At 51.5% G+C, this 24,215-nt stretch carries 22 protein-coding genes; 11 read left to right on the top strand and 11 right to left on the bottom strand.

Going from position 1 to position 24,215, the window contains the following annotated elements; translation table 11 throughout:
• Positions 1-127 precede the first annotated feature (127 nt).
• The gene (locus ACQ66Q_RS09375) at positions 128-868 is read right to left on the bottom strand and encodes a DUF481 domain-containing protein (protein ID WP_430456551.1); all 741 of its coding nucleotides are present in this window, start codon (positions 866-868) and stop codon (positions 128-130) included.
• On the bottom strand, positions 865-1,713 hold the full coding sequence (locus tag ACQ66Q_RS09370) for a mechanosensitive ion channel domain-containing protein (protein ID WP_430456550.1): 849 nt from the start codon (positions 1,711-1,713) through the stop codon (positions 865-867). Before ACQ66Q_RS09370 ends, ACQ66Q_RS09375 begins: the two co-directional genes overlap by 4 nt.
• Before the next feature lie 93 nt (positions 1,714-1,806).
• Here ACQ66Q_RS09370 and ACQ66Q_RS09365 point away from each other — a divergent pair, with 93 nt between their 5' ends.
• A complete protein-coding gene (locus ACQ66Q_RS09365) occupies positions 1,807-2,334 on the top strand; it encodes a DUF1285 domain-containing protein (RefSeq protein ID WP_430456549.1) in 528 nt (175 codons plus the stop codon).
• A gap of 21 nt (positions 2,335-2,355) precedes the next feature.
• Here ACQ66Q_RS09365 and hemN read toward each other — a convergent pair whose 3' ends face one another.
• A complete protein-coding gene (gene hemN / locus ACQ66Q_RS09360) occupies positions 2,356-3,717 on the bottom strand; it encodes an oxygen-independent coproporphyrinogen III oxidase (RefSeq protein WP_430456548.1) in 1,362 nt (453 codons plus the stop codon).
• Positions 3,718-3,836: 119 nt separating this feature from the next.
• Between hemN and ACQ66Q_RS09355 the strand changes: the two genes are divergently transcribed.
• Positions 3,837-5,117, top strand: coding sequence for an amidohydrolase family protein (locus ACQ66Q_RS09355; protein ID WP_430456547.1), 1,281 nt, complete (start codon positions 3,837-3,839; stop codon positions 5,115-5,117).
• Between the two features lie 69 nt (positions 5,118-5,186).
• Here ACQ66Q_RS09355 and ACQ66Q_RS09350 read toward each other — a convergent pair whose 3' ends face one another.
• From ACQ66Q_RS09350 to ACQ66Q_RS09335, 4 genes are all read right to left on the bottom strand, one after another.
• Positions 5,187-6,494 carry a M20 metallopeptidase family protein gene (locus ACQ66Q_RS09350; RefSeq protein ID WP_430456546.1) on the bottom strand — a complete coding sequence of 436 codons (1,308 nt, stop codon included), beginning with the start codon at positions 6,492-6,494 and terminating at the stop codon, positions 5,187-5,189.
• Between the two features lie 240 nt (positions 6,495-6,734).
• Positions 6,735-7,205, bottom strand: a complete 471-nt coding sequence (locus ACQ66Q_RS09345) for a DUF2489 domain-containing protein (protein ID WP_430456545.1) — start codon at positions 7,203-7,205, stop codon at positions 6,735-6,737.
• A gap of 6 nt (positions 7,206-7,211) precedes the next feature.
• The gene (gene yihI / locus ACQ66Q_RS09340; RefSeq protein ID WP_430456544.1) at positions 7,212-7,781 is read right to left on the bottom strand and encodes a Der GTPase-activating protein YihI; all 570 of its coding nucleotides are present in this window, start codon (positions 7,779-7,781) and stop codon (positions 7,212-7,214) included.
• Between the two features lie 694 nt (positions 7,782-8,475).
• On the bottom strand, positions 8,476-9,102 hold the full coding sequence (locus ACQ66Q_RS09335; protein WP_430456543.1) for a c-type cytochrome: 627 nt from the start codon (positions 9,100-9,102) through the stop codon (positions 8,476-8,478).
• A gap of 171 nt (positions 9,103-9,273) precedes the next feature.
• Here ACQ66Q_RS09335 and yihA point away from each other — a divergent pair, with 171 nt between their 5' ends.
• Entirely contained in the window at positions 9,274-9,915 is a 642-nt protein-coding gene (gene yihA / locus ACQ66Q_RS09330) for a ribosome biogenesis GTP-binding protein YihA/YsxC (protein ID WP_430456542.1), read from the top strand.
• Positions 9,916-10,670: 755 nt separating this feature from the next.
• On the opposite strand, the gene polA is transcribed toward yihA, so the two are convergent.
• A complete protein-coding gene (gene polA, locus ACQ66Q_RS09325) occupies positions 10,671-13,466 on the bottom strand; it encodes a DNA polymerase I (RefSeq protein ID WP_430456541.1) in 2,796 nt (931 codons plus the stop codon).
• A 555-nt stretch (positions 13,467-14,021) separates the two neighbouring features.
• Between polA and ACQ66Q_RS09320 the strand changes: the two genes are divergently transcribed.
• Together ACQ66Q_RS09320 and ACQ66Q_RS09315 are read left to right on the top strand one after the other, a co-directional pair.
• A complete protein-coding gene (locus tag ACQ66Q_RS09320; protein WP_430456540.1) occupies positions 14,022-14,420 on the top strand; it encodes a c-type cytochrome in 399 nt (132 codons plus the stop codon).
• 278 nt (positions 14,421-14,698) lie between these two features.
• Complete coding sequence (locus tag ACQ66Q_RS09315) at positions 14,699-17,296, top strand: sensor domain-containing phosphodiesterase (RefSeq protein ID WP_430456539.1); 2,598 nt, start codon at positions 14,699-14,701, stop codon at positions 17,294-17,296.
• Here the strand turns inward: ACQ66Q_RS09315 and rep are convergent.
• Together rep and ACQ66Q_RS09305 are read right to left on the bottom strand one after the other, a co-directional pair.
• Entirely contained in the window at positions 17,270-19,285 is a 2,016-nt protein-coding gene (gene rep, locus ACQ66Q_RS09310) for a DNA helicase Rep (RefSeq protein ID WP_430456538.1), read from the bottom strand. The genes ACQ66Q_RS09315 and rep overlap by 27 nt on opposite strands.
• A complete protein-coding gene (locus ACQ66Q_RS09305) occupies positions 19,260-19,424 on the bottom strand; it encodes a hypothetical protein (protein WP_430456537.1) in 165 nt (54 codons plus the stop codon). The genes rep and ACQ66Q_RS09305 overlap by 26 nt, the downstream gene beginning before the upstream one ends.
• 113 nt (positions 19,425-19,537) lie before the next feature.
• On the opposite strand from ACQ66Q_RS09305, the gene ubiK reads away from it, so the two are divergent.
• From ubiK to ACQ66Q_RS09280, 5 genes are all read left to right on the top strand, one after another.
• Positions 19,538-19,798, top strand: coding sequence for a ubiquinone biosynthesis accessory factor UbiK (gene ubiK / locus ACQ66Q_RS09300; protein ID WP_430456536.1), 261 nt, complete (start codon positions 19,538-19,540; stop codon positions 19,796-19,798).
• Between the two features lie 9 nt (positions 19,799-19,807).
• Positions 19,808-19,960, top strand: a complete 153-nt coding sequence (locus ACQ66Q_RS09295; protein ID WP_208932701.1) for a hypothetical protein — start codon at positions 19,808-19,810, stop codon at positions 19,958-19,960.
• A complete protein-coding gene (locus ACQ66Q_RS09290; protein WP_430456535.1) occupies positions 19,944-20,738 on the top strand; it encodes an alpha/beta hydrolase in 795 nt (264 codons plus the stop codon). The genes ACQ66Q_RS09295 and ACQ66Q_RS09290 overlap by 17 nt, the downstream gene beginning before the upstream one ends.
• A 106-nt stretch (positions 20,739-20,844) precedes the next feature.
• Positions 20,845-22,365 carry a catalase gene (locus tag ACQ66Q_RS09285; protein ID WP_430456534.1) on the top strand — a complete coding sequence of 507 codons (1,521 nt, stop codon included), beginning with the start codon at positions 20,845-20,847 and terminating at the stop codon, positions 22,363-22,365.
• Positions 22,366-22,506: 141 nt separating this feature from the next.
• Positions 22,507-23,100, top strand: a complete 594-nt coding sequence (locus ACQ66Q_RS09280; RefSeq protein ID WP_430456533.1) for an ankyrin repeat domain-containing protein — start codon at positions 22,507-22,509, stop codon at positions 23,098-23,100.
• A gap of 12 nt (positions 23,101-23,112) precedes the next feature.
• Here the strand turns inward: ACQ66Q_RS09280 and ACQ66Q_RS09275 are convergent, their stop codons facing one another.
• On the bottom strand, positions 23,113-23,460 hold the full coding sequence (locus ACQ66Q_RS09275) for a RidA family protein (protein WP_430456532.1): 348 nt from the start codon (positions 23,458-23,460) through the stop codon (positions 23,113-23,115).
• A 217-nt stretch (positions 23,461-23,677) separates the two neighbouring features.
• Between ACQ66Q_RS09275 and ACQ66Q_RS09270 the strand changes: the two genes are divergently transcribed.
• On the top strand, positions 23,678-24,118 hold the full coding sequence (locus ACQ66Q_RS09270; RefSeq protein WP_430456531.1) for a hypothetical protein: 441 nt from the start codon (positions 23,678-23,680) through the stop codon (positions 24,116-24,118).
• The last annotated feature ends 97 nt before the right edge of the window (positions 24,119-24,215 follow it).

Below are 24,215 nucleotides of genomic sequence, written 5' to 3'. Positions count from 1 at the left end.
GGCACCGAATGCTGGATCTGGCTGGAAAGGTCTATGAATGAAGCATAGCCGAAGCCCGTCGTTCGGCAAATCAGGTACGGCAAGACGCCAACAGCCGGCGTCTTGCCCTGACATAGCGGTCAGATAATCAGAACGAATACACCAGTGTCAGCGAAGTTTGCGTATCAGTGTTCTTTTTGCCTGCCGGAACTTCAGAGTCATGCATCACGGTAAAGGCTGCTTTCATTTGCATGCTACCGTTAATCCGGGCGCTGACTGAGGTTTCCGACTGCGTTCTTTTGTTATCAGAACCGGCCTCAAGGCTCAGCAGCTGGCGGAAGGTCGCGCTGTCAGAAATCACCCAGTCCAGACTGCCGGCCGTGCGCACCAGCGCCCCTTTTTCTGTGATATCACCGCTGGTTTTACCGGTGTAATAACCAGGACCGATCTCTGCGTCAATACTGATGCCATCGCCCTGATATAAACGGTCGCCATAACCGGCCGAAATCAGGCTGTACTTGGTGTAAGCGCCAAAGTCATCTTCGGTATGTGAGCCGAAAATAAACAGTTTGGCGTGATCAGTATCGAGTTTGTAACCGGCTTTACCCGACGCAAAATAACGCTCGGCCGATTTTTCGCTGAAGCGGTTGCCGTTCACATCAGTTTTTTCATCTTCTTTAAAAAAGGCGCTGAGCACATATTCATTGCTCCACTGCACCATTTCTTGTTTGGCATCAATTTTACCGGTCACCGAGGTGCCTTTGGTATTGCCGGACGTGGTGATAGCACCCAGTTCAGCTGAGGTGCTCCAGCCCAGTTTGGTGTCATCGGCCGCCTGAACGGACAGAGAGGTTGCTGCCAGCGCAGCCAGCATTAGCGGATATTTCATGCTTCATCCTTATGAGGTTTCATATGCAAAGACATTTGTGGAAAAGGAATTTCGATACCGGCGGCATCGAACTGTAATTTGATTTTTTCGAGCGAATCCCAGTACACCGCCCAATAGTCGGTGGCTTCGACCCAGGGCCGGACGATCAACTGGACCGAAGAGTCTGCCAACGCACCCACGGCAATCACTGCCGTCGGCTCTTTTAGCACGCGGCTGTCGGCTTGCATGATGTCGTGCAGGATTTGTTTGGCCAGACGCAGATCGGAGTCGTAGCTGATGCTGATGGTCAGGTCGATACGGCGGCGTTTTTCGGCGGAATAATTGACGATAGCGCCACCGGTGATCTGTGAATTTGGCACGATGATTTTTTTGTTATCACCGGTTTTAAAAATAGTCTGGAAAATATCAATGCGTTCTACCACGCCGCTGATGCCGGCCACTTCGACCAAATCACCGGATTTAAACGGCCGGAACACAATGATTAGTACGCCTGAGGCGAAATTAGATAACGACCCTTGCAGCGCCAATGCCACCGCCAGACCGGCGGCACCGAGGATCGCCAGGAACGACGCGGTCTGGATCCCTAATTGCGACAAGGCCATCAGCGTCACAGCGATCAACCCCGCCGCGTAAACAATACTGGATAAAAACGACACAACGGCGCGGTCGACATGGCGTAGCAGCAACGCTTTGCCCACCAGGCGCGAGACACCAAGCGCTACCCAGCGACCGATATAAAAGATGACAATAGCGACCAACAGTTTCAGGCAGAAACCGATGATCAAATCCTGATTTTTCTGCAGAAAAGTTAAACTCTGCGTAATTACCTGCACTTCTTGTTGCATAACTGCATCCTCATGAGGGTCTGTCACGGCGGGGTCGTACAATATGCTAACATCATTGACCCACTTTGGCAGACGCATTTTTGTTGGAAGGCTATGGACTTATTTGCATTACAACAGCAGCTTGGCGCTCTGACAGACTACCCGCTGGAGCAGTGGCACCCTGCTTTTTGCGGGCCGGTGCCGATCCGCATCGATCGCGATGGCAGCTGGTATTTTCATGGCAGTCCTATTCAGCGACCAGAACTGGTGCGGCTATTTGCGGCGGTGCTGACTTGTGTCGACGGGCGATATCTGCTGACGACTCCGGCGGAGCAAGTGCAGATCGAAGTTGACGATGCGCCATTTTTATTGGTCGACGCGTTATGGCTGGACGATGGCCGGCTGCAACTGACTACCAATCTGCAGCAGAGTTTTATCGCCGGGCCGGACTGTCCGGTGCTGTTGCAACCAGAAGCCGGCAACGGCCAGTTGCTGCCTTATCTGCAATTAAAACGCGGCTTGCGCGCCAAATTCAGTCGGACTTTGTATTACCGGCTGGCGGAGCAGGCGCAAGAACAAACCGTTGATGGCCAGTGTCAGTACTGGCTGCATAGTGGCACTTACCCGTTTCGGTTGGGCTAAAACCGTTGTATTCAAGCGCGTTTAAATAACCTTGGAATAACTGTGCTGCTGCGCCAGCAAATAAGCATCAAAAGCCGCAGCGATGATCCGCACCCAGGGCCGGCCACGCTCTGTCACTTCCAGCAAATCGCCTTGCCAACGCACCAGGCCATCGTCAAGACAAGGTGCCAGCTGGGTCAGTGACCCGGCGAAATAATCCTGAAAATTTATCTGCCATTGCTGCGCCAGAGCTTGAGTATCCAACACAAAATTACACATGATGCGGGCTATTAAATCTGCCCGGATTTGGTCATCCCGGCTTAAAGTCAGGCCTTTATCAATGGCGAGTACTTGCTGTTGTTCCAGCGCCTGATAATAACCTTTCAGCTCTTTTTGTTGTTGCCAGATCACATTGCCGACCTGACTAATCGCCGATACACCAAGGCCAAGCAAGGCATCGCAGGCATCTACGCTGTAACCCTGGAAATTACGGGTCAACTGATGCGCCTGTTGTGCTTGGGTCAGTGGGTCTGTTGCTTTGGCAAAATGGTCCATACCGATGGCGACAAAACCGGCTTGTTGCAGATGGTCCATCGCCAGCGCCAGTAAACCGAGTTTTTCGCTGGCGCCGGGCAACGCGGCATCGGGAATTTTCCGCTGTGCGGCGAATCTCTCAGGCAAATGCGCGTAGCTGAATAACGAGATGCGGTCCGGATCTAAAGTGACTACTTGTGCCAGCGTTTGGCTGAAAGTCTCAGCTGCCTGATGTGGCAACCCGTAAACAAGATCCAGATTCACTGAGCGGAATTGCAGCTCACGGGCCGCATTAACCAGCGTTTCAACCATGCTGTAGGGCTGAATACGGTTGATGCTCTGCTGCACTTGCAGATCAAAATCCTGCACGCCAAAGCTGACGCGGCTAAAGCCGAGTTCGCGTAACAGTCTGAGCTTGTCGACATCACAACTGCGCGGATCAATTTCGATGCTAAGCTCAGCTTCGGGCAAAAACTGAAAATGCTGACGCAGTAACTGCATCAGCCGGCGCAGCTGTGTTTCGTCGAGATAAGTCGGGGTACCGCCGCCAAAATGCAGTTGGTGGACTTGTTTCGCCGCACAGGCCGGTTGGTACTGCGCCATTTCGGTGGCCAGCGCATCGAGGTAACGGTCAGCTTTGCTTTGATCGCGACTGATCACTTTGTTACAGCCGCAGTAATAACAAAGTTCACGACAAAATGGCACGTGCAGATAGAGACTCAGCGCCGGGCCAGTGTCTGCCAGTGTCTGCAAAGCACGCTCAGGTGCAAAACCGCTACGCAGCAACAACGCCGTGGGGTAAGAGGTGTAACGGGGGCCTTTGACGTTGTACTTTTTGATCAGGGCTTCGTCCCGGAATGTCGTCATCATATCGCATCTGCCACAGGGGAAATGGCGTCAGTATAAAGACTGTGTTGAAGTGCATATTGATCCAACACAACAGATTGGACTTTCAATAAGAGGCGCAGCCTCATAACCCGGGAACAACAATGAACAAAATAACCACTGCAATGCTGCTTGCTGGTCTGTTACCGCTGGCGGGCCAGGCGGCGACGTTGATCCACGCCGGCACTGTGATCACAGCGGAAGGCGACCAAATTCTGCAAAAACAAACGCTGGTCGTCGAAAACGACCAGATCAAAGCCATTGAAGCCGGTTTTCGCCAACCTGCAGCCACAGACACCCTGATTGATTTGTCCAAACAAACCGTACTGCCGGGCCTGATGGATATGCACACGCATTTTTCTTACCAAAGTAGCCCGGGTGCCTATAGCGAAGGCTTCACAATGAATGAAGCGGACGTAGCGTTACGCGGCGCGACTTATGCCGAAAAAACACTGCTGGCCGGTTTTACCACAGTGCGGGAATTGGGCGACAGCCACCTGATCAGCACTGCATTGCGTAAAGCCATCAATGCTGGTTATGCCAAAGGTCCACGTATATTCACTGCAGGCAAATCTATTGCCACGACTGGTGGACATGCCGATCCGACCAATGGAGTGGCTTACTTGCGGATGGGCGACCCTGGTCCGGACGATGGTGTGATCAATGGCGCGGATGATGCGCGCAAAGCGGTGCGACAACGCTATAAAGAAGGCGCGGACCTGATTAAAATCACCGCAACCGGTGGCGTGCTCAGCGTCGCCAAAAGTGGCATGAATGCGCAGTTTAGCGACGAAGAACTGGCGGCTATTGTCAGCACCGCGAAAGACTATGGTTTCACCGTTGCGGTACATGCTCACGGCAAAGAAGGCATGGAGCGGGCAATTAAAGCCGGTGTCAGTTCGATCGAACACGGCACTTTTATGGATGACAACACCATCAAGCTGATGAAACAGCACGGGACCTATTTTGTGCCGACGATCAGCGCCGGTAAGTTTGTCGCCGAAAAAGCGAAAGAGCCCGGGTATTTTCCGGAAATGGTGCGGTTAAAAGCGGCCACTATCGGGCCTTTAATTCAGGCTACTTTTACCAAAGCGCAGAAAGCCGGCGTCAAAATCGCCTTTGGTACTGATGCCGGTGTTGGCATGCATGGTGATAACTGGCGAGAATTTGTTTACATGACCGAAGGCGGCATGTCGGCGCATCAGGCTATTCTGAGTGCGACCATCGAAGGTGCGCGCCTGCTGCAAATGGAGCAAAGCCTGGGTAGTCTGAAAGCCGGCAAAATGGCCGATATCATTGCCGTGCCGGGCAATCCGCTGCAGGACATCAGTGTGATGGGCAAAGTCAGTTTTGTGATGAAAGCCGGCAAAGTCTATAAGCAGTAACAAACGGTAAAAAGTAAAAAAGCCGCAGTATTGCGGCTTTTTTTATCTACATGATGTACAGGATCAGCGTTATTTCTGCAGTAAATCGATGGCAGCGGCAGTCATCGCCTGCACACCGGCCTGAATCGCCGGCTCGGCTTCCGGCGCAAATTTGCTGGTGTGTGTACCAGCGACTTGCGCTTTGCCAGCTTTAGCTTGTGCTAGCAAGCCGGCAGGAATGACACCAACATTAAATAACACCGTTGGAATTTGCTGTCCCTGCAGGCTGTATCGGGCAAAATCTTCGCTGCCCATAATCGGAAAACCATCATTGACCCGGTCAGAGCCGAGAGCCGCAGTGATTGCAGCTTTGACCTTTAGTGCTAGCTTTTTATCATTGATGTTGGCCGGGCCTGTTTCGGTTTCAATGATTTTGACTATGGGTTTGCGTTCCGCCGGTAAGCCATTGCTGACCGCGATGCCTTCAGCGGCATGCTGAATACCTGCCACAATGATGTTCATCGCTTTTTCGCTGTGCGCCCGGGTGGTCAGCTCAAGTTTGATTTCATCGGGGATGATATTGCGTTTGGTACCGCCATGGATGCTGCCGACGGTGACGACTGCGGGGTCGAGCGGGTCTTGGTTGCGGCTGACGATGGTCTGGATTTGATTGATAAACTGCGCGGCCATCACCACCGGATCTTTGCCACGATGGGGCGCGGCACCGTGACCGCCGACGCCGCGGATGGTGACATCAATGGAAGTGACCGCTGCATGCGTCGCGCCGGCGTAAACGCCAATCACCCCGGTCGCCAGGCCTGCCGACACGTGCATGGCCAATGCCATATCCGGTTTACCAAAACGTTGATATAACCCATCACGCAGCATCGCCTGTGCGCCATCCAGAGTTTCTTCAGAAGGCTGGCCGACCAGCACCAAGGTGCCTTGCCATTCGCTACGCCGGGCTGCCATTTCGCGCGCAGTGCCGAGTAATGTCGTGGTGTGCAGGTCGTGGCCACAAGCGTGCATCACACCGACCTGCTGCCCTGCGGCATTGGTGCTGGTGACTTTGCGGGCGTAAGGCAGATTGGTCTCTTCGACAATCGGCAAGGCGTCCATATCGGCGCGGATCAGCAGCCGTGGGCCAGGGCCGTTTTCTAACACTGCAACAATGCCATGCGCCTGTGACTCATCTTTGTATTTGCCAATGCCTGTAGTGACCTGAAATCCGGCTTTGCGCAGCTCAGTCGCTAGTAATGCGGCCGTGTTAGTCTCAAAGTGCGATAACTCAGGGTGAGCGTGCAGCTGCTGGTAAAAGTCGAACAGCGCATCAGCCAATACTGGGACTGGGGGAGCAAAGACCAGGCAGAGTGCCGTAGCAAACCAAGAAGATTTCATCGTATTTCCTTTTCGACTCTGTGGGACAGGTGCCAGTAGCTGCCAATTGGTCTGGTGCCGCAGCAATGGTCATACTAGGCGCTGTGTGGAAAAGAAACAATTAGTCCTGTGGACCTGCCGGTGACAAATTGGGCAGTTCTGGGCTTCGTAGTCAATGCGTTACGTGTCGGCGACCTTCGGCTTTTCAGGTATCAGACAGAACAGCAGGCAACAAAAAGCCGCTGTTTAGCGGCTCATGTCTCAGTGCACTGGTTTTAGAATTTCCAGTAACTGGCGGATATCTTGTTTAATCGACTCAGCCAGCTGTATTTCGGTTTGCTGACGCAGATGATCGAGCCGGCGCAGCTCTTTTTTGTCGAGTTCTTTGCGGGCTTCATGCGTCGGCATCGCCTTGACGCAGTCATACATCGCAAACAAACCGGGGTAACGACAGGCTTGTGCCAGCTCCGGCTGCAGATTCTCCAGCAACACCCAAATCCGCAAGCCAGCTTCAGACAGTTCGCATTGGTCTTCCAGCGTGGCCTGGCCAATCAGCACAATACTGTCGAGCAGATACTGCTGATGTTCTGCCTGCTTACGTTGGTGCTCTGATTTGGCTTGTTGCTGCTGCAATTTTTGTTTTTGCAGTTGCGACAATAAACGGCCGAGATAAAACGCCAATGCGCTGACAATCAGCACACCGAAGCCCAGCAAACCCCACCAGATAGTCATTGTATGTTACTCGCCCAGTAAATCTTTACGCCAGTCAGTACGCTCAAACTCTGCCAGCGGATCCGCATCTTCTGCAGCGGCATCAGTCTCGTCTGATTCTTCGTCTTCATCCAGACCCAGCAACGTCAGCAATTCGGCATGACGGGCGGTTTTGGCATTGAAGTACTTGGCATCTTTACCAGTCAGAATTTCGCCGTTTTCGACGCGTTCGACCAGATCCAGCAGCTTTTCATCCTGCTCCAATGCCGCGAGTTCCTGTTCCGGTGGCAACGCAATGACTTTGACTTTAGCCAGTTGGGCTTTAGGTTTGAAATCTGGCGTTTGTTGTAGCAGTTTTTGTTCTGCTTCATTTACGTGCAGCTCAATCGGCTTTTTGCTGCCGTGGCGCGGATCTTTATTGGCCGGACCGCTTTGTTGTGATTTTTCCGGCTGTGGGGCATTGCGGCTACCGGATTTTAAACCAGCACCTTTTTTCTTGGTCTCGACCGGACGCTCGCGCGTTTGCCGTGCTTCGGCTGCGGGTTTGTGGCGATTGCCAATCTGACCGCTGGTGCGGGACTTTTTGATGCGTGTCATGGTGTGTACCTGTAGAAAAGGGCGCGTATTTTAACCAGTTTTTGTCACAAAGCCTATGGCTTTATCGGTGATCTCGGCGGGAACATTGCAAATCAGACCGTAAAAAAACAAAACGGCGATAACTTAAAGCCATCGCCGTCTGAAAAGTTGTGCAAGCAGCACTGAATTTTGTTATGTCGTCCTAACCGTTGCAGACACCCTGTCTGGTCAGTTTCCATATATTGTTGCGTCGCTTCCGTGCAAAAATTGTTATTCGCGATCGTCCTAATACTTTTTTCGTCTTCCGTGGGGCTCGCGTTAAAAACGCCGACATCAGTGATGATGCCATTTAAAATGTACTAAAGCACAGCTGCTTTCCATGCAAAACTTCCGTTTTGTCTTATTGTTACCAAAAGTAACGGTGTTTAATTTACTCCGATTGGGCAGAATGGCAAGACTGTGTTTAAAAAAAAATCAGAAAAAAAATGAACCAAAAATTAATGTCAAATAAATTCAGATGTTTGACGTTAATTTTGCGACGACACGCCCATCTTATCTGCAAAGTTTCAGGTGTATATCTCACGCTGCTTGTGAGATATATCTCACAAGCAGGCACGGGGCGCGTTGCTCGTGCTGAGACAATATGTTGTGTTGAATGGCAGAATAAAAAAAACCGGAGCTTGCTCCGGTTTTCTTTTGAGCAGGACGCCTGTGCTTAATGCAGACCGCCCAGGTATTTTGACAACACTTCAATGTCTTTGTCAGTCAGCTTGTGTGCAGTGTCGCGCATCATGCCATTGAGATCATTCGCGCGCGTACCGGCACGGAAACTCTCAAGCTGTGTTTTGATGTACGCGGCGTGCTGGAAAGAAATTTTCGGGAATCCCGCCAGACTGTGACCAACGCCCCGTGGGCCATGGCAAGCGATACAGGCTGGAATACCGCGCTGCATGTCACCGGCGCGGAACAATTTCTGTCCGGCTTCTACCACGTCTTCTGGTGTTGTGCCTGATTTCATCGTTTGTGATGCGAAATAGGCCGACAGATCTTTCATATCTTGATCAGACAATGCCGCGACCATGCCGGCCATCACTGCGTTATTGCGACCTTCTTTACCACCCGTCGCAGCGCCCAGTTTAAATTCTTTCAGTTGTTTATACAGATAGCCGGCATGTTGCCCGGCAATTTTTGGATACATATCGGTTGGGCTGTTACCATCTGGTCCATGACAAGCCGCGCAGGTGGCAGATTTTGCTTTACCTGCTTCAACGTTGCCTTCAACCGCAGCAGCCTGGCCGGCCAACCCTAATAAAAGCATGACTGGAATTGCAATTTTTCTCATGTTTAATTGTCTCTGTTCTGCGTGACCCTGCCCAACAGCAGCAGGCTTAGAAGATAATAACCCTATTTTTTATGCCTATTTTACACGAAACCCGCAGTTAGAAAATCCCAATACTTATGCAGATTATTGATTTCCGCTAAACTATAGCCAAATTTAAGTCCGGAGTATGAAGTGTACAAAGCAATATTTAACTACCAGCAAACACGATTTCTGACCAGTGCCCCCGATATTCGGGCCTTGCCGGACGATTCTGGCATTGAAGTGGCGTTCGCAGGACGATCAAATGCAGGGAAGTCCAGTGCACTGAATACGCTGACCCGGCAAAATAGTTTAGCCCGGACCAGTAAAACACCAGGCCGGACCCAACTGATCAACACTTTTCATTTAGCCGAAAACAAACGATTGATCGATTTGCCCGGCTATGGATTTGCCAAAGTCCCGTTGGAAGTCAAAGAGAAATGGCAGAAGTCGCTGAGTGAGTATCTGATTAAGCGGAAAAGTCTGAAAGGCATCGTAGTGCTGATGGATATCCGCCACCCGCTGAAAGATTTGGACCAACAGCTGGTGCATTGGGCCGTGCAATCCGGTTTATCAGTGTTGATCTTATTAACGAAGGCCGACAAATTAAGTCCGGGTCCGCGGAAAAAGACGTTATTAGAAGTGCGGGACGCCTCTATGGCCTTTATGGGGGATGTGACGGTTGAAGCGTTCAGTTCGTTGAATAAATTTGGTTTAACTGAGCTGGAGCAAGTGCTGGATCGTTGGTTCAGTGATGAGCCGGTGGAAAGCACCTCACCTGACGCATCTCGCTGATTATTTCTTTACACAGCATCAACCGGTCCCGGTTGGTGCTTCTGCTTTAAATGTCTATTTCAATTGCTATCGTCAGACTGATTCGGTACTGACTGCCTTTTCGTGTGCCCCAAAAAAGAAAAAACCGGCGGTTCAGAGAACAGCCGGCATAGCAAACGGGGAGAAGCTATTTAATAAATTTCAAATCAACAGGGTGTCTTACGAAGAAGACGAGGCCATTATACAGCAATTTTCCGTTGTTTGAAGTATTTGCTCTAAAATATCTAATAAATTTTCAGAAAAAGACAAAAAAAAACGCCCCACTGCAAGCAGTGGGGCGGCTAAATAAGCCTACTTTCTATGTAGAATCAATCACTAATGACTGAAACTACCGAAAGATAGAACATCTTACCTCTGTACCCTACGCCTTTGATTCTACCCATGGCGGTTTAAAAAGCAAGCGTATTTCGTAATAAAATTACAATTATTGGTCGTTTTTTCGTCTTTTGCTGAATTTACGTAATAAAACAACCTTTTAGCTGATGTCAGGCAAAGCGTTGTCTGTCAACCAGTGCCAGCCTGCGTTCTGAGTGGCTTTCTCTGATACTTCTTGTTGTCGGTTCGCGTATTGGCTTGGTGTGCAACAGAGGGTAAAAAAAAGCCCCGGCAATTGCCAGGGCTAAATGGGTGTCGTACCAGGAACGGGACATGTTCACCGTTAATCAGAGTGGTCTCTTCCAGGAAAGTTCAGCAAAGTGCTGAAAATTTCCAAGTTTTTAATGTGCCTGATCCCAGTTATCGCCAGAACCGGCTTCAGCCAGCAATGGCACGTCCAGTTGAACAGCATCCTGCATCAATTGCACCAGCTTGCTCTGATGATCAGCCAGCGTCGCCGCACTGACTTCAAACACCAGTTCATCGTGCACTTGCATGATCATCAGGATCTCTGCCGGATCCTGCTGTTGCAGATAGGCGTCCACACTGAGCATGGCGCGTTTAATAATATCGGCGGCAGTACCTTGCATTGGTGCGTTGATCGCCGCCCGCTCTGCACCTTTACGTCGACCCATGTTTTTACTTTGGATCTCCGGCAGATATAAACGCCGACCAAACAGGGTCTCGACATAACCCAATGCATGCGCCTGCTCGCGCGTGCGTTCCATATAAGCTAATACGCCGGGGAATCGGGCAAAATAGGTATCAACATAGTGCTGTGCTTCGCCGCGGCTGATATCGAGTTGTTGGGCCAGGCCAAAAGCTGACATACCGTAAATCAGACCGAAATTCACCGCTTTGGCACGGCGACGCTGTTCAGTGGTCACCTCATCCAGGCCTACACCAAATACTTCTGCAGCAGTCGCTCGGTGGATATCGCGGCCTTGGGCGAAAGCATCCAGCAGGGCTTTGTCCTGTGACAGGTGCGCCATGATGCGCAGTTCAATTTGCGAATAGTCGATCGCCAGAATTTTCTTGCCAGCCGGAGCGATAAAAGCCTGCCTGATGCGGCGGCCTTCTTCAGTACGGATTGGAATATTTTGCAGATTGGGCTCGGTTGAGCTCAAACGGCCAGTGGCTGCTACCGCCTGATGATATGACGTGTGCACCCGTCCAGTCGCCGGATTAATACTGTTCGGCAGCTTATCAGTATAAGTGGATTTCAGTTTGATCAGACTGCGGTGTTGGATAATAACCCGAGGTAATTCATATTGTTGTGCCAGTTCGACCAGTACATCTTCGGCGGTCGATGGTACGCCGCCCGGCGTTTTCTTCAGCACTGGCAGTTTCTGTTCATCAAACAGAATTTCCTGCAACTGTTTTGGCGATGACAAGTTAAATACTTTGCCGGCGGCTTGATGCGCCTGGATTTCCAACTCACTGATCCGCCCGGCCAGAAATTCACTTTGTTTACCCAGTAATGCTGCGTCAATCAGTACACCGTTGCGTTCCATGCGTGATAAGACGCTGAGCAGTGGCATCTCAATGTCGCGGAATACTTTCGCCGGGCCTTCGGCCTGTTGTAATAACGGCCACATGGCTAAATGCAGCTGCAATGTGACGTCCGCATCTTCGGCGGCATATTCAGCGGCTTTTTCCAGCTCAATCTGATTAAAAGTCAGTTGTTTGCTGCCTTTACCGGCAATATCTTCAAAGGATATTGGCTGATGCTGCAGGTGACGCTCGGATAAACTATCCATGTCGTGGCGGCCGGCAACACTGTTCAGCGTATAGGATTCAAGCATGGTGTCGAAAAAAATGCCATTTAATTCAATACCATAGCGAGCCAGTACGCTTTTATCATATTTCAGATTCTGGCCCACTTTTGCAGCCTGCGGATCTTCCAGCCATGTTTTTAGCGTGGCCAGTACCGCATCGCGCGATAACTGCTCCGGCGCACCGAGATAGTCATGCCCGACCGGTAAATACCAGGCCTGACCCGGCGCGATGGCAAATGACATGCCGACTAATTCGGCCTGCATATAATCAAGACTGGTGGTTTCAGTATCAAAGGCGACTAAAGGCGCATTTTGCAGTATGGACAGCAATTGATGGAAATCAGTCTCGGTCAGGATGGTCTGGTACTGACTTCGGTCTATTGCAGAAGCAGGGGCTACAGCGGTTTCAACTACCAGGCTGCTGTCGCTGCTTGCTTCGGCAGAACCAACCGGAGCCTCAACCGCGGCATGTTTTTGCTGGGTCAAAATTTCGCTATGCCAACGCTTAAATTCACAGGTGGCAAACAGCTCGGCCAATAACGCCAGATTGGCAGGCTCTACGTGTAGTTCATGAAATGCCTGTGGCAAATCGACGTCGATTTTGATCGTCGCCAGCTGATAAGACAGTTCAAGCTGCGCCTGATGCTCACGCATTTTTTCGGCGATAGTTTTGCTGCCGCGAAAACCAAGTGCAGCGATGTCATCCAGCCGGCGGTAGAGCTCGGCAATGCTGCCAATGCCCTGCAACATGGCTTGCGCTGTTTTTTCACCGACTCCAGGCAAACCCGGAATATTGTCGGCTTTGTCGCCCATCAATGCGAGAAAATCGATGATGAGCTCAGGTCCGACGCCAAATTTTTCTTTGACGCCTTCCGGATCCAAAATAGTGTCGGTCATGGTATTGATCAGCGTGACATGGGCGTTGACCAGTTGTGCCATGTCTTTGTCGCCGGTGGAAATCAACACATGCCGGCCTTGTGCGCTGGCCGTCGCAGCCAGCGTGCCAATCACGTCATCGGCTTCCACGCCAGAAATACACAAAAGAGGCAAACCCATAGCCCGGATGATCTGGTGCAGGGGTTCTATCTGGCTGCGCAGATCATCCGGCATCGGCGGCCGGTGTGCTTTGTAATCGGCATACATCTCATTGCGAAAGGTTGGGCCTTTGGCATCAAACACCACCACCATTTGCGTCGGGTTGTACTGGCGCAGCAAACTTTTCAACATGTTGACGACACCATAAATGGCGCCGGTGGCCTCGCCGCGGGAATTAGTCAGATGTGGTGGCGAATGGTAAGCACGAAACAGGTAAGAAGAACCATCGACCAGGATCAGGGGATCAACAGGGATCTGCGGCATAGCAGGGACTCCGGGAAAATTTTGCCAAGAATGCCATAAGCGTTGCCAGACAACCAGTCAAAACACCAATAGGCTCTTGTGGATATCTTGTGAGTAAGTCTGTGAAAATTTTTTTGACAAGCGAATGTACACCGTCGATAAAAATCGACAGCGTGAAGATAAAGTGATGTTTTTTAAGAAAAAACTAAGGGGGAGACAACCGGGCCCTTGTTATTATTCTTTACTTCCTGATTGTGGAAAAAAGATTTTTCCACCTCGCTGACTGGGTACGTATTAGTGTCAAAATTTGAGACACAAAGCAGGCAACGGGAAAACAGACTACCAAAACCACAGCGAATGCAAAGCAGAAAAAACAAAAATAATTTGCTTGATTTGATAGTCAGTTTTCGCTGCATTCGATTAAGGATCCGCACAGATCCGTCTCTTGATCCGGTTTTTTGTTATAGATCACACTGATGCGACAGATGTTCGGTCGCAGGGCTTTCACATTCTGCCAGCGCAACGCTATAATGCCCTGAAATTTGTAAGGCATTTAATCCCCGGGGACCCCGATCAATGAAAAAAATCACTGTTGCTGTGGCCATGCTGAGTTTTGCCGTACTGGCGCAAACACCAGCGGAAGACAAAAACCTGGAAGAGTTAAAAGCGCGCATTGCCCCAGTTGGCCAGGTGTATCTGGCAGGTTCAGAGCCGGTAGCGGCAAAACCAACAGGTCCACGCACTGGTGAGCAAGTTTATCAGGGCGCTTGTTTTGCCTGTCATGCCACCGGCGCGTTAGACGCTCCGAAAAAAGGTGATGCGGCAGCCTGGAAACCACGTTTGGCACAAGGGCTGGAGACGCTGCACAAACATGCGATCGACGGGATCCGTGCGATGCCACCACGTGGTACCTGTGGTGATTGTTCAGACGATGATATTCTCAATGCAATCAAATTCATGACGGAAGGCGTGTAACCCATCCGTAATAAAAAAACCGCCGGTAGGCGGTTTTTTTTCATCTGCGTTCTGGCCTGTTCAGGCTGAACTGCCCTGCCAGATCCGCTCTGCCGTTTGCATTATATTTACGCAAGTGCTGGTTATTGCAAACATGTCTTCAACAATAACAAAAACGTCTAAGAATCCAGCTGGAAATTGCCAGTGCGCTCTTTCCTCTGTTTAATCTTTGTGCATAATAGGACCGGTTCTGTATAAAGATCCGACTACCGGATCAATAACGAAAAAAAGAGCGTCCGTTGAAGGAATTAACTCCACGCGCATCGAACCGGCAGCATTCCGGCCAAATTCGTCGCCTGACATCTCTGTTAAAGAAATACCAGCTTGCCTATGCGGTACAGCAGGCATTGCTGAATTTGTCAGAGCTGGCCAGCACCCTGACCGATATGGCTCAGTTCTATCCAAAAATACATAGCCTTGTAAATCAACATCTTGCCGCAGACAATTTTTTTGTTGTGTTAATAGACCCGCCCAGCGGCCGGTTTCAGGTGGAATATTACGCCGATGAAATGGATTCGCTGGATGCCAGCCAGCTGGATCCTGCCGACTTTGCCAAAGGCATGACCGGCTATGTTTGTCGGACCGGTCAGCCACTGCTATGTGACGCTGATAAATTCCGCCAGTTGATTGCAGCCGGCGATATCGAATCCCAGGGCACTCCCAGTCACCATTGGTTGGGCGTGCCATTGCGCCGGGGTCACTTAGTGATCGGCGTGATGGCCGTGCAACTCTATGAAGAGGGCAGGCTTTATGAACAACATGACGTTGATTTACTGACAGAAATTGCGATGCATACTGTGACAGCCATCGACCGGGTGAAAAGCCGCGAGTTGCTGGAGCAAACGGTACGTGAGCGCACCCGCCAGTTACAAAATACTAATTTGTCGTTGCAACGCGAGATCCGTGAACGCAGCAATGCGGAAAAGCTGCAGGCGGCGTTGTATAAAATCTCCGAACTGACGGCGACTGAGCCGGATATGACGGCTTTTTACCGGCAAGTGCACCAGATCCTCAGTAGCCTGATGCCTGCCGACAATTGCTATATCGCTTTGCTGGATGAAACTGGTAAATCACTGAGTTTCCCTTTCTTTGTGGATCAATATTGTCCGCCGGCGACGGAACGACCGCTACGCAAAGGCTTCACTGAATATGTGTTGCGGGTGGGCGAAGCCCGGCTGATCAACAAAGAACTATCAGATCTGTTAGTGGCGCAAGGCGAAGTGATCCGGCTGGTGCAAGATAATGCCGGCAGTCCGCTACCGCATTCCACCAGCTGGTTGGGCGCTCCCTTGCTGATTGAGCAACAGGCTTTAGGTGTGATTGCCGTGCAGTCTTATTACCAGGATTATATCTATGGTGATAACGAACTGAATATCCTGCGTTTTGTATCGCAACATATCGCTGTGGCTATTCAGCGCCGCCTCAACATCGAACAGCAAAAACTGCATCAGGAAGATCTGGAACGCAAGATCTTTGAACGCACCCGTGAACTGCGCCAGACCAATTTGTTTTTGCGTCTGCAAGTTGAAGAGCGGAAAAAAGCTGAAGAAAAGTTATTCCACGAAGCCAATCATGATGCCTTAACCGGTCTCGCCAACCGGCAGATGTTTATGCTGCAGCTAAAGCAAAAGTTTGCGCTGCGTAATCGCGAAACAAATCTCAAATTTGCGCTGCTTTTCATCGATTTAGATCGGTTTAAACTGATTAATGACACCATGGGCCACCATGCCGGTGACGCCTTTCTGATTGAGATCAGCAAACGTTTATTACTGACCGTACGCGAACATGACTTGGTCGCCCGCCTGGGCGGCGATGAATTTGTCGTGTTGCTGACACAATTACAGCAAGAAGCCGATGCAGAAGATGTTGCTGATCGCATCATCGAAGCGGTGCGCCAGCCGATGGAATTGCAGGGCCAAAGCCTGTATTCCGGCGCGTCGATCGGTATTGCGCATTATGATGCCAGTTACACCAATGCGGACGGGATGTTACGGGATGCTGATGCAGCGATGTATCAGGCGAAATCTTTAGGCCGGAATCGTTTTGTGATTTTTACCGAATCGATGCGCCAGCAATTACTCCAAGAGTTATCACTGGAACAGGCACTGCATCAGGCTATCAACGAACAGCAGTTTTCTGTCGCCTACGATCCAATCATATGCAGTGAAAAACATCATACGCTGGGTTATGCCGCCCGGATGCAATGGCAGCACCCTAAATTAGGGTTGCAGCAAGATTTCTGTCAGCAAGCCGCGCAGGCGGGCGTGCTGGCTCAAATTGAACTGCAGCTGTTACAGCAAATTCTGGATTTACTCTGCAGTCAGCCGCAACCCGCAGTGATTTGTCTGCCCTTGTGTGTACAGCATCTGACCCATCCGGTGCAGTTTGACCGTTTGCAGAAGCTGCTGGCTGCCCGACCGCAAGTACTGCATCGGTTGAGCCTCGGGTTTGCTGAATTTGAGCTTATGAAGCTGAATAACACCGCGCTGAGTTATCTGCATAATCTGAAAAGATTGGGGGTGCGGCTGACGCTGGAAAACTTCGGCGCCGATATGATGCCGCTTGGTATATTGACCGGTTATCCGTTTGATTTTGTTCGGTTAGAGGCCAGTTTTTGTCGCAGTCTGCTGCGCCAGAGCCAAAAACGACAGTTGCTGGATTTGCTGATCACACTGGCGCAAAACTACAAATTCCGCATCATTGCCGACGGCATTGACGATCACGCGGTGCGTGAGCTGCTGGTCAATGCCGGTTGTTGTTACCTGCAAGGCCAGCTGGTGAAACAGTTACAGCCTTCGCAGCAAGAAGAATCAGTCTTTCTTCAGCAACTGGCGTAAACGGTCCAGATGGGCCAGGCCGGTTTGCTGGCGCTGTTCTTCCGTTTTCACCGGTGCCGCTTTCGCCCACTCCAAATCATCCTGCGGTAATTCGTCAAGAAAACGGCTGGGTTCTGGTTTTATCACTTCGCCATATTGCCGCCGTTCGCGGGCATAGGTAAAAATCAGTTCGCGCTGGGCGCGGGTGATCCCGACATAAGCCAGCCGGCGTTCTTCTTCGACATTGTCTTCATCAATGCTGGTCTGGTGCGGCAAAATGCCCTCTTCCATCCCGACCATAAAGACATAGGGAAACTCGAGGCCTTTGGAGGCATGCAACGTCAGCAGCTGTACCTGATCAGCATCGTCCTGCTGTTCCTGCCGCTCCATCATGTCGCGCAGGGTCAGTTTGGTGACGACCTCGGCCAGGGTCATTGGTTCGTGTTCTTCATCGCCTTTGAGCATTTCGGTGATCCAGCGAAACAGCTCATTGACGTTTTTCAGCGCCATTTCTGCCGCTTTCGTGCTGGCACTGGTTTCAAACAAATAGGCTTCGTACTGGCTTTGGCGGATCAAATCCCGCACGGCTTCCGCCGGCTCAGCCCGGACCGCGTTGTCTGCCAGCGCGACTATCCAGTTGGCAAAATGGCGCACACAAGCCAGGCTTTTCGCGGACAGTGCGTCTGACAGTTCCGGCGCACAACAGGCGTCAAACAAGCTGATATGTAGCTGATTGGCGAGACTACCGATCTTCTCCAGCGTCGCTGCACCAATTTCGCGTTTGGGGGTGTTGATGATGCGCAGCAGCGCGTTGTCGTCATCCTGATTCACCAACAGGCGCAGGTAAGCCATGATGTCTTTGATTTCACTGCGGGAAAAAAACGAGGTGCCACCGGAAATTTTGTACGGAATGCGGTTGGTCATCAGCGCTTTTTCGAACACGCGGGCCTGATGGTTGCCGCGATACAAAATGGCATAGTCGCGATACTGGCTGCGGTTTAAAAAGCGGTGCGAAATGATTTCTGCCACCACTTTTTCCGCTTCGTCTTCTTCGTTGCGCGTCGGCAACACTTTCAGCGGTACGCCATAACCCAGTTCACTGAACAGCGCTTTGTCATATTCGTGTGGGTTGTTGGCGATCAGAATATTGGCGGCTTTCAGTATGCGCTCGCAGGAGCGGTAATTCTGCTCCAGTTTAACCACGCGCAAATTGGGGAAGTCTTTACCGAGTAACACCAGATTCTGCGGTTTGGCGCCGCGCCAGGAGTAAATCGACTGGTCATCGTCACCCACTACGGTAAAGCGCTGGCGTTCGCCAACCAGCCATTTCACCAGTTCGTACTGACTGGTGTTGGTGTCCTGATATTCATCGACCAGCAAATAGTGGATCTTCTGTTGCCAGCGTGTCCGCACCTCGACATTGGACGCAAACAACAAAGTCGGCACCATAATCAGGTCGTCAAAATCGAGGGCATTGTAGGCGCGCAGTTGCTGGGCATATTGCGCATAAATGTTGGCAAAACTAATCGATTGGGCGTCGGTTGCGCGGGCCAGCGCTTGATGCGGCAGCATTAAATCGTTCTTCCAGCTGGAGATTTTGCTTTGCAGCGCGCGCAGTAAATCTTTGTCGCCGAGCAGTTCGTTTTCCGTCAGTTCTTTCAGCAGTGCCATGCTGTCCTGATCATCGAACAAAGTGAAATTGGCTTTATAACCAATGGCTTTGTGTTCTTTTTTGATGATCTCAAGGCCCAGTGTGTGGAAGGTCGATACGGTCAGTCCGCGTAATTTGGTCCGGTCGAGCGTATGCCCAATCCGCTCTTTCATTTCGCGGGCGGCTTTGTTGGTAAAAGTAACCGCAGCGATATGCCGCGCCGGCACCTCGCACTCTTCAATCAGATAAGCAATTTTATTGGTGATCACCCGGGTCTTCCCCGAGCCGGCGCCAGCCAGTACCAGACAAGGTCCGGCGATGTATTTCACCGCGTCATTTTGTTGCGTATTCAGTTTCATCAGAGTTTTCAGTCACAAAAAGCCGGGTGGTCCGGTCAGGCGCCGCTCGCAGCAGGCAGATGGCGCTTTGGTGGTCGCGCAGCTGGTCGCGCACCTTGTCGCATAAGAGGGCGCTAGTGTAGCCCAAAGCAGACAGCATCAGAAGATCCGGCATTTTAATTCAGCGGGTCAGCCTTGAAAAAACAGTCGCCAGCGCCATGTACAGCCCTTACACTGAGGCATCAATCACGACCTCAGTTCAGGGAGTCTGACATGCTGGATCCGAAGAAAATTGAAGACATTGCGCGCCAGATCGGTGCGTCCATTCCGCCAAAATTCCGTGAAGTGGCCGACGATGTCGAAAGCAAAGTCAAAGCCGTACTGCAGGCCAAACTGAGCTCACTGGATTTTGTCTCACGGGAAGAATTTGACGTGCAGCGCCAGGTGTTATTGCGCACCCGCGAAAAGCTCGAAGCGCTGGAACTGCAGGTCCAACAACTGCTGGCTGCTCAAGCCACTGATAAAACTGAATAAGGAGCTATCGTGGACGATTTTGACCTGGATTTAGACCATCTGGATTTTGACGCCGCCGCAGAAAACAACGCGGCAAAACTGGCCGCAGCAGACGCAGCTGCCGCTGCGGCAGAAGCGTTACCGGACGAAGACGATTGTGCCGGCGGTGCCTGTAAAATCTGACCTGATCCCAAGGCTAGTCGCCGCGCAGGCCTGCAGTCTGCTGTTAGGCTGGTCCGCGCCAGGTTTGGCCGCCACGGCAGACTGGCAGCGGATCCACAGCCCGCAACTGCAATACGACCTGCAATATCAGGTGATACCGAGCCCCGGTTACCAGCCAGGTGATCCGGTGCTTTATGTCACAGATGGCGCCTGGTATGCCGATCCGGGCCAACTGCCTGAGCTGATCCGGCAACTGCGTCATGAAAACAAGATCCGACCCTTGTTACTGGTGTTGGTGGATGCGCGGGATCCGGCGGATTTATCCGTCAACCGGCGTCACCAGCAATTTATGTGCAATCAGCAGTATGCGGCGTTTTTCCGCGATACGTTGCTGCCCTCCATACAAACACAATATCAACCATCGACTGCGCGAACAGACCGGGTGATCCTGGGCTTGTCCTTTGGCGCTATTAATGCCGCCTGTTTTGGCCTGTTGCTGCCCAATCAGTTTGGCAATCTTGCTATGCAATCGCCCGGCAATAAAGACCATCTGGCGGTTCTGACTAAACTCTATCAACAACAGCCACTGTTGCCACTAAAGATATCGTTGTCCTTTGGTACCCTGAACGACAATCTCGGCGCCGGCCGGAAATTCCATCAGGCTTTGCAGCAAAAAGGCTATGCGGTGGCCTACCAGGAAGTCCGTTTTGGCCATAACTGGCACAACTGGCAACCTTTGCTGGACGACATATTGCTGCATTTTTTCCCGCCAGTGTCTAAGTCAGAACTTACCAGTTAATCGTTTTTAGCGATTGCATATATTTATTTATATCGTTTTTTAAATTCATGTAGTGACCCTAAGCTGATCAGGCAGGAAAGAGCTGACTCAGACAGAGGACAACAACATGTACAAAAAAACGTTAGTCGCGTTAGCGATACTCACTCAGGTAAGTGGTAGTTTCGCCCTTCAGGCGCAAACTCTGACTAAAGACAATGGCGCACCGGTCGGTGATAACCAGAATTCCATCACTGCAGGTCCAAACGGCAGCACCTTGCTGCAAGACGTGCATTTAATCCAGAAATTACAACGCTTTGCCCGGGAGCGTATTCCTGAGCGTGTCGTGCATGCCCGCGGTACCGGTGCGCATGGCGAATTTGTTGTCAGCCAGGCGATTCCGGATTTAACCATCGCCAGTCTGTTTGCTGAGACCGGGAAAAAGACGCCGGTATTTGTGCGGTTTTCGACTGTGATCCATGGTAACCACAGCCCGGAAACGCTGCGCGACCCGCGTGGTTTTGCCACCAAGTTTTATACCGATCAGGGCAACTGGGATTTAGTCGGGAATAACCTGCCGGTATTTTTTATCCGCGATGCGATCAAGTTCCCGGATATGGTGCACTCGCTGAAACCGTCACCGGTCGATAATCTGCAGGATCCGAACCGCGTGTTTGATTTTATGTCGCAAGATCCGGCCTCGACCCACATGCTGACGCAAGTGTATTCAGACCTTGGCACGCCGGCCAGCTACCGTGAAATGGACGGTTTTGGTGTTCACGCCTTTAAATTCGTCAACGCCAAAGGCGAAACCACTTATGTGAAGTTCCAGTGGAAATCACAACAGGGCATCAAGAGCCTGAATGCAGATCAGGTTGCCAAAGTGCAAAGCATGGACTTTAACCACCTGACGCGTGATTTATACAAAGAAATCAACGCTGGCAATTTCCCGAAATGGGACCTGTACGTGCAAACGTTGAAACCTGAACAGTTGGACGACTTCAGTTTTAACCCGCTGGACGCGACCAAAGTCTGGCCCGGTGTGGCAGAGACCAAAGTCGGCACTATGACGCTGAACCGCATGCCAGATAACTTCTTCCAGGAAACGGAGCAGGCCGCCTTTGCGCCAGCCAACCTGGTGCCTGGCATTGAGCCGTCAGAAGACCGTCTGTTGCAGGGCCGGGTATTCAGTTACAGCGACACGCAAATGTATCGCCTCGGTGCGAACCATCAGCAATTGCCGATTAACCGGCCGCTGGTTGCTGTCAACAGCAACAATCAGGATGGCGCGATGAACTATGGCAACACCAAATCGAATGTGAACTATGAACCGACCAGTATCGAGCCAAAACCAGCACTGGCAGCTGCCCGCGCTGTGGCCACGCCGCTGTCGGGCACTGTGCAGCAGCAAATCATTGCCAAGACTGACAACTTCAGTCAGGCCGGCGATTTCTACCGCCAGTTGGACAAAACCGCGCAGCAGAACCTGGTACGCAATCTGGCCGGTGATTTAGGCGCGGTCCGCGATAGCACCACTAAACACAAAATGCTGGCGCATTTTTACAAGGCCGATGTGAATTACGGCATTGCGCTGACCAAAGCGGTTAAAGGCGATATCAAGACTGTGAAAGCGGTGGCGGCAACACTGTAAGCCGTTGGTCCGGTCCCGTCACAGGCAGGAGTGGCGGGACCTTCTGAGTTTTAAGTCCTGCGGGGCCCTTTGGCTCCTTCCTGCAATTAGGGTTGGGCTTCGCAGGCATTTTTTGGTCAGAACAGCTCCGGGAGATTTCAGATGAAAACAAATCGACAGCTGGTCGCAGCATTATTCGTGTTGATGTTCGCTGAAGTAGCAGCAGATCCGTTGCAGCCTTCAGCGCAGATGGCACCAGCAAAGGCCACAGAACAGCGCGTGACTTCGCAGCAGGAAGCCACGCTGGCCGAATTAAGCCGCTATTTTTTTGCTGCCGCGCGTAGCGGTGAAACGGCGGTATTAAAAGAGTTCTTACAAGCCGGCTTTCCGGTCGACACGACCAATGAAGGCAGTTATACCGCGCTGATGATCGCTGCTTATCAGGGCCAGGCTACTGCGGTGGACTTATTGCTAAAGGCCGGCGCCGATGCCTGTATTCGCGATAAAAGAGGGCATACTGCCTTAATGGGTGCGATGATCAAAGCCGAGTGGGGCATTGCCAGGCAGTTATATGCCATTGATTGCGATCAGCAGAATACCGCAAAAGCAACAGACGCCATCACCGACAAAAGCCAGATGACGGCGGCGCAATTTGCGGAAAAGTTTGGCCAGAGTGAGAAATTCAAAGCGCTGGCAACCCAGTTGCAATCTGCAGAAGCAAAGCACGCTTCGACCTCTGCCGCTGGTCAGCCCTAAGCGCAGTTTGGTTTAACCGCGAAATGCGGTGACTTTGATCTCGATTTTCCAGGCCGGATCAGCCAAACGCGCTTCGACTGTGGCGCGGGCCGGCGCCTGACCGATGGCAACCCAGCTATCCCATGCCTGATTCATGCCGGTGTAATCCGCCATGTCTGCCAGATAAATAGTGGCGTCTATGATATCCGCTTTGCTGGCACCGCAGTCCGCCAGTAAGGCATCAATTTGCGCCAGTACATCGGCAGTCTGGCCCTGAATATCCAGGCTGGTGTCATTTGGCACCATGCCGGCACAAAAAATAAAACCGCCGGCGATCACGGCTTCGGAATAACGGGTCCCCGGTAAAATACGCTGAATCATGGTTGTTCTCCGTAGAAGTTGCGCTGTTTTAACAGGCGGCGATCCGCTTGGCAAGGGTTACTGCAGCAGCGGTTACACTGCTGAAATCAGACCAAGCGCAACAATCAACCTCAATAATTGGCAGTTGCATCAGGTAACTGATCACGGGAATATACGCCGGTTTTACATTGACGCTTAAGGTTGCATAGTGATGAGTAACGCTTCTCCCGGATTGACGATGAATAAATGGCTGTTATTGCTGCTGGTGACACTGGCTTTTGGCCTTAGTGGCTATCAGCGTTGGTCGCAACAGGACTGGCTTGCGCTGGGGGCGGTGGTTGTCGCCTGGTTGATCGTGATATGGCTGATCCAGCGCCATCGCAAGCAAGGTGCTGCAGTGCTGGCGGTGGAAATCACTTCTTTGCTAGCAGAACTTCAGCTGGACGGTGATTTACTGAGAATTGCCGGTGAAAGTTGGCCACGCCAGGCGATTTCACAAGTGGAAATGGGCGTCATTGATCAGCAGCGGGCCTATCTGTATCTGACGATTGAGGCTGATCCAGAACCTGCTGCAACGGCAGCGCAGACCCGTAAATTCTTAATTCCTTATGCCGAATATGAACTTGTCCGGCAGCAATTGACTACGGCACTGCCCAATACGCACTGGCTGTTGCCTTAGGCGCCCGGATTTTCCGCATACCGTCCTTGCTGGACATAAAAAAAGCCCCGCTTTGGGCGGGGCAACGGGTGTTGAGAGTATTCAGCAAACTCTCGTG

Origin of the sequence: Rheinheimera sp. (genome assembly GCF_965283995.1) — a bacterium.
GTDB lineage: Bacteria > Pseudomonadota > Gammaproteobacteria > Enterobacterales > Alteromonadaceae > Pararheinheimera.
This window is presented reverse-complemented; position numbering and strand designations above follow the sequence as displayed.

Excerpts from the sequence above, each read along its gene's own strand:
- ACQ66Q_RS09375 (WP_430456551.1), bottom strand. The coding sequence starts at position 868 with ATGAAATATCCGCTAATGCTGGCTGCGCTGGCAGCAACCTCTCTGTCC.
- ACQ66Q_RS09370 (WP_430456550.1), bottom strand. The coding sequence starts at position 1,713 with ATGCAACAAGAAGTGCAGGTAATTACGCAGAGTTTAACTTTTCTGCAG.
- ACQ66Q_RS09365 (WP_430456549.1), top strand. The coding sequence starts at position 1,807 with ATGGACTTATTTGCATTACAACAGCAGCTTGGCGCTCTGACAGACTAC.
- hemN (WP_430456548.1), bottom strand. The coding sequence starts at position 3,717 with ATGATGACGACATTCCGGGACGAAGCCCTGATCAAAAAGTACAACGTC.
- ACQ66Q_RS09355 (WP_430456547.1), top strand. The coding sequence starts at position 3,837 with ATGAACAAAATAACCACTGCAATGCTGCTTGCTGGTCTGTTACCGCTG.
- ACQ66Q_RS09350 (WP_430456546.1), bottom strand. The coding sequence starts at position 6,494 with ATGAAATCTTCTTGGTTTGCTACGGCACTCTGCCTGGTCTTTGCTCCC.
- ACQ66Q_RS09345 (WP_430456545.1), bottom strand. The coding sequence starts at position 7,205 with ATGACTATCTGGTGGGGTTTGCTGGGCTTCGGTGTGCTGATTGTCAGC.
- yihI (WP_430456544.1), bottom strand. The coding sequence starts at position 7,781 with ATGACACGCATCAAAAAGTCCCGCACCAGCGGTCAGATTGGCAATCGC.
- ACQ66Q_RS09335 (WP_430456543.1), bottom strand. The coding sequence starts at position 9,102 with ATGAGAAAAATTGCAATTCCAGTCATGCTTTTATTAGGGTTGGCCGGC.
- polA (WP_430456541.1), bottom strand. The coding sequence starts at position 13,466 with ATGCCGCAGATCCCTGTTGATCCCCTGATCCTGGTCGATGGTTCTTCT.
- ACQ66Q_RS09320 (WP_430456540.1), top strand. The coding sequence starts at position 14,022 with ATGAAAAAAATCACTGTTGCTGTGGCCATGCTGAGTTTTGCCGTACTG.
- rep (WP_430456538.1), bottom strand. The coding sequence starts at position 19,285 with ATGAAACTGAATACGCAACAAAATGACGCGGTGAAATACATCGCCGGA.
- ACQ66Q_RS09305 (WP_430456537.1), bottom strand. The coding sequence starts at position 19,424 with ATGCTGTCTGCTTTGGGCTACACTAGCGCCCTCTTATGCGACAAGGTG.
- ubiK (WP_430456536.1), top strand. The coding sequence starts at position 19,538 with ATGCTGGATCCGAAGAAAATTGAAGACATTGCGCGCCAGATCGGTGCG.
- ACQ66Q_RS09285 (WP_430456534.1), top strand. The coding sequence starts at position 20,845 with ATGTACAAAAAAACGTTAGTCGCGTTAGCGATACTCACTCAGGTAAGT.
- ACQ66Q_RS09280 (WP_430456533.1), top strand. The coding sequence starts at position 22,507 with ATGAAAACAAATCGACAGCTGGTCGCAGCATTATTCGTGTTGATGTTC.
- ACQ66Q_RS09275 (WP_430456532.1), bottom strand. The coding sequence starts at position 23,460 with ATGATTCAGCGTATTTTACCGGGGACCCGTTATTCCGAAGCCGTGATC.
- ACQ66Q_RS09270 (WP_430456531.1), top strand. The coding sequence starts at position 23,678 with ATGAATAAATGGCTGTTATTGCTGCTGGTGACACTGGCTTTTGGCCTT.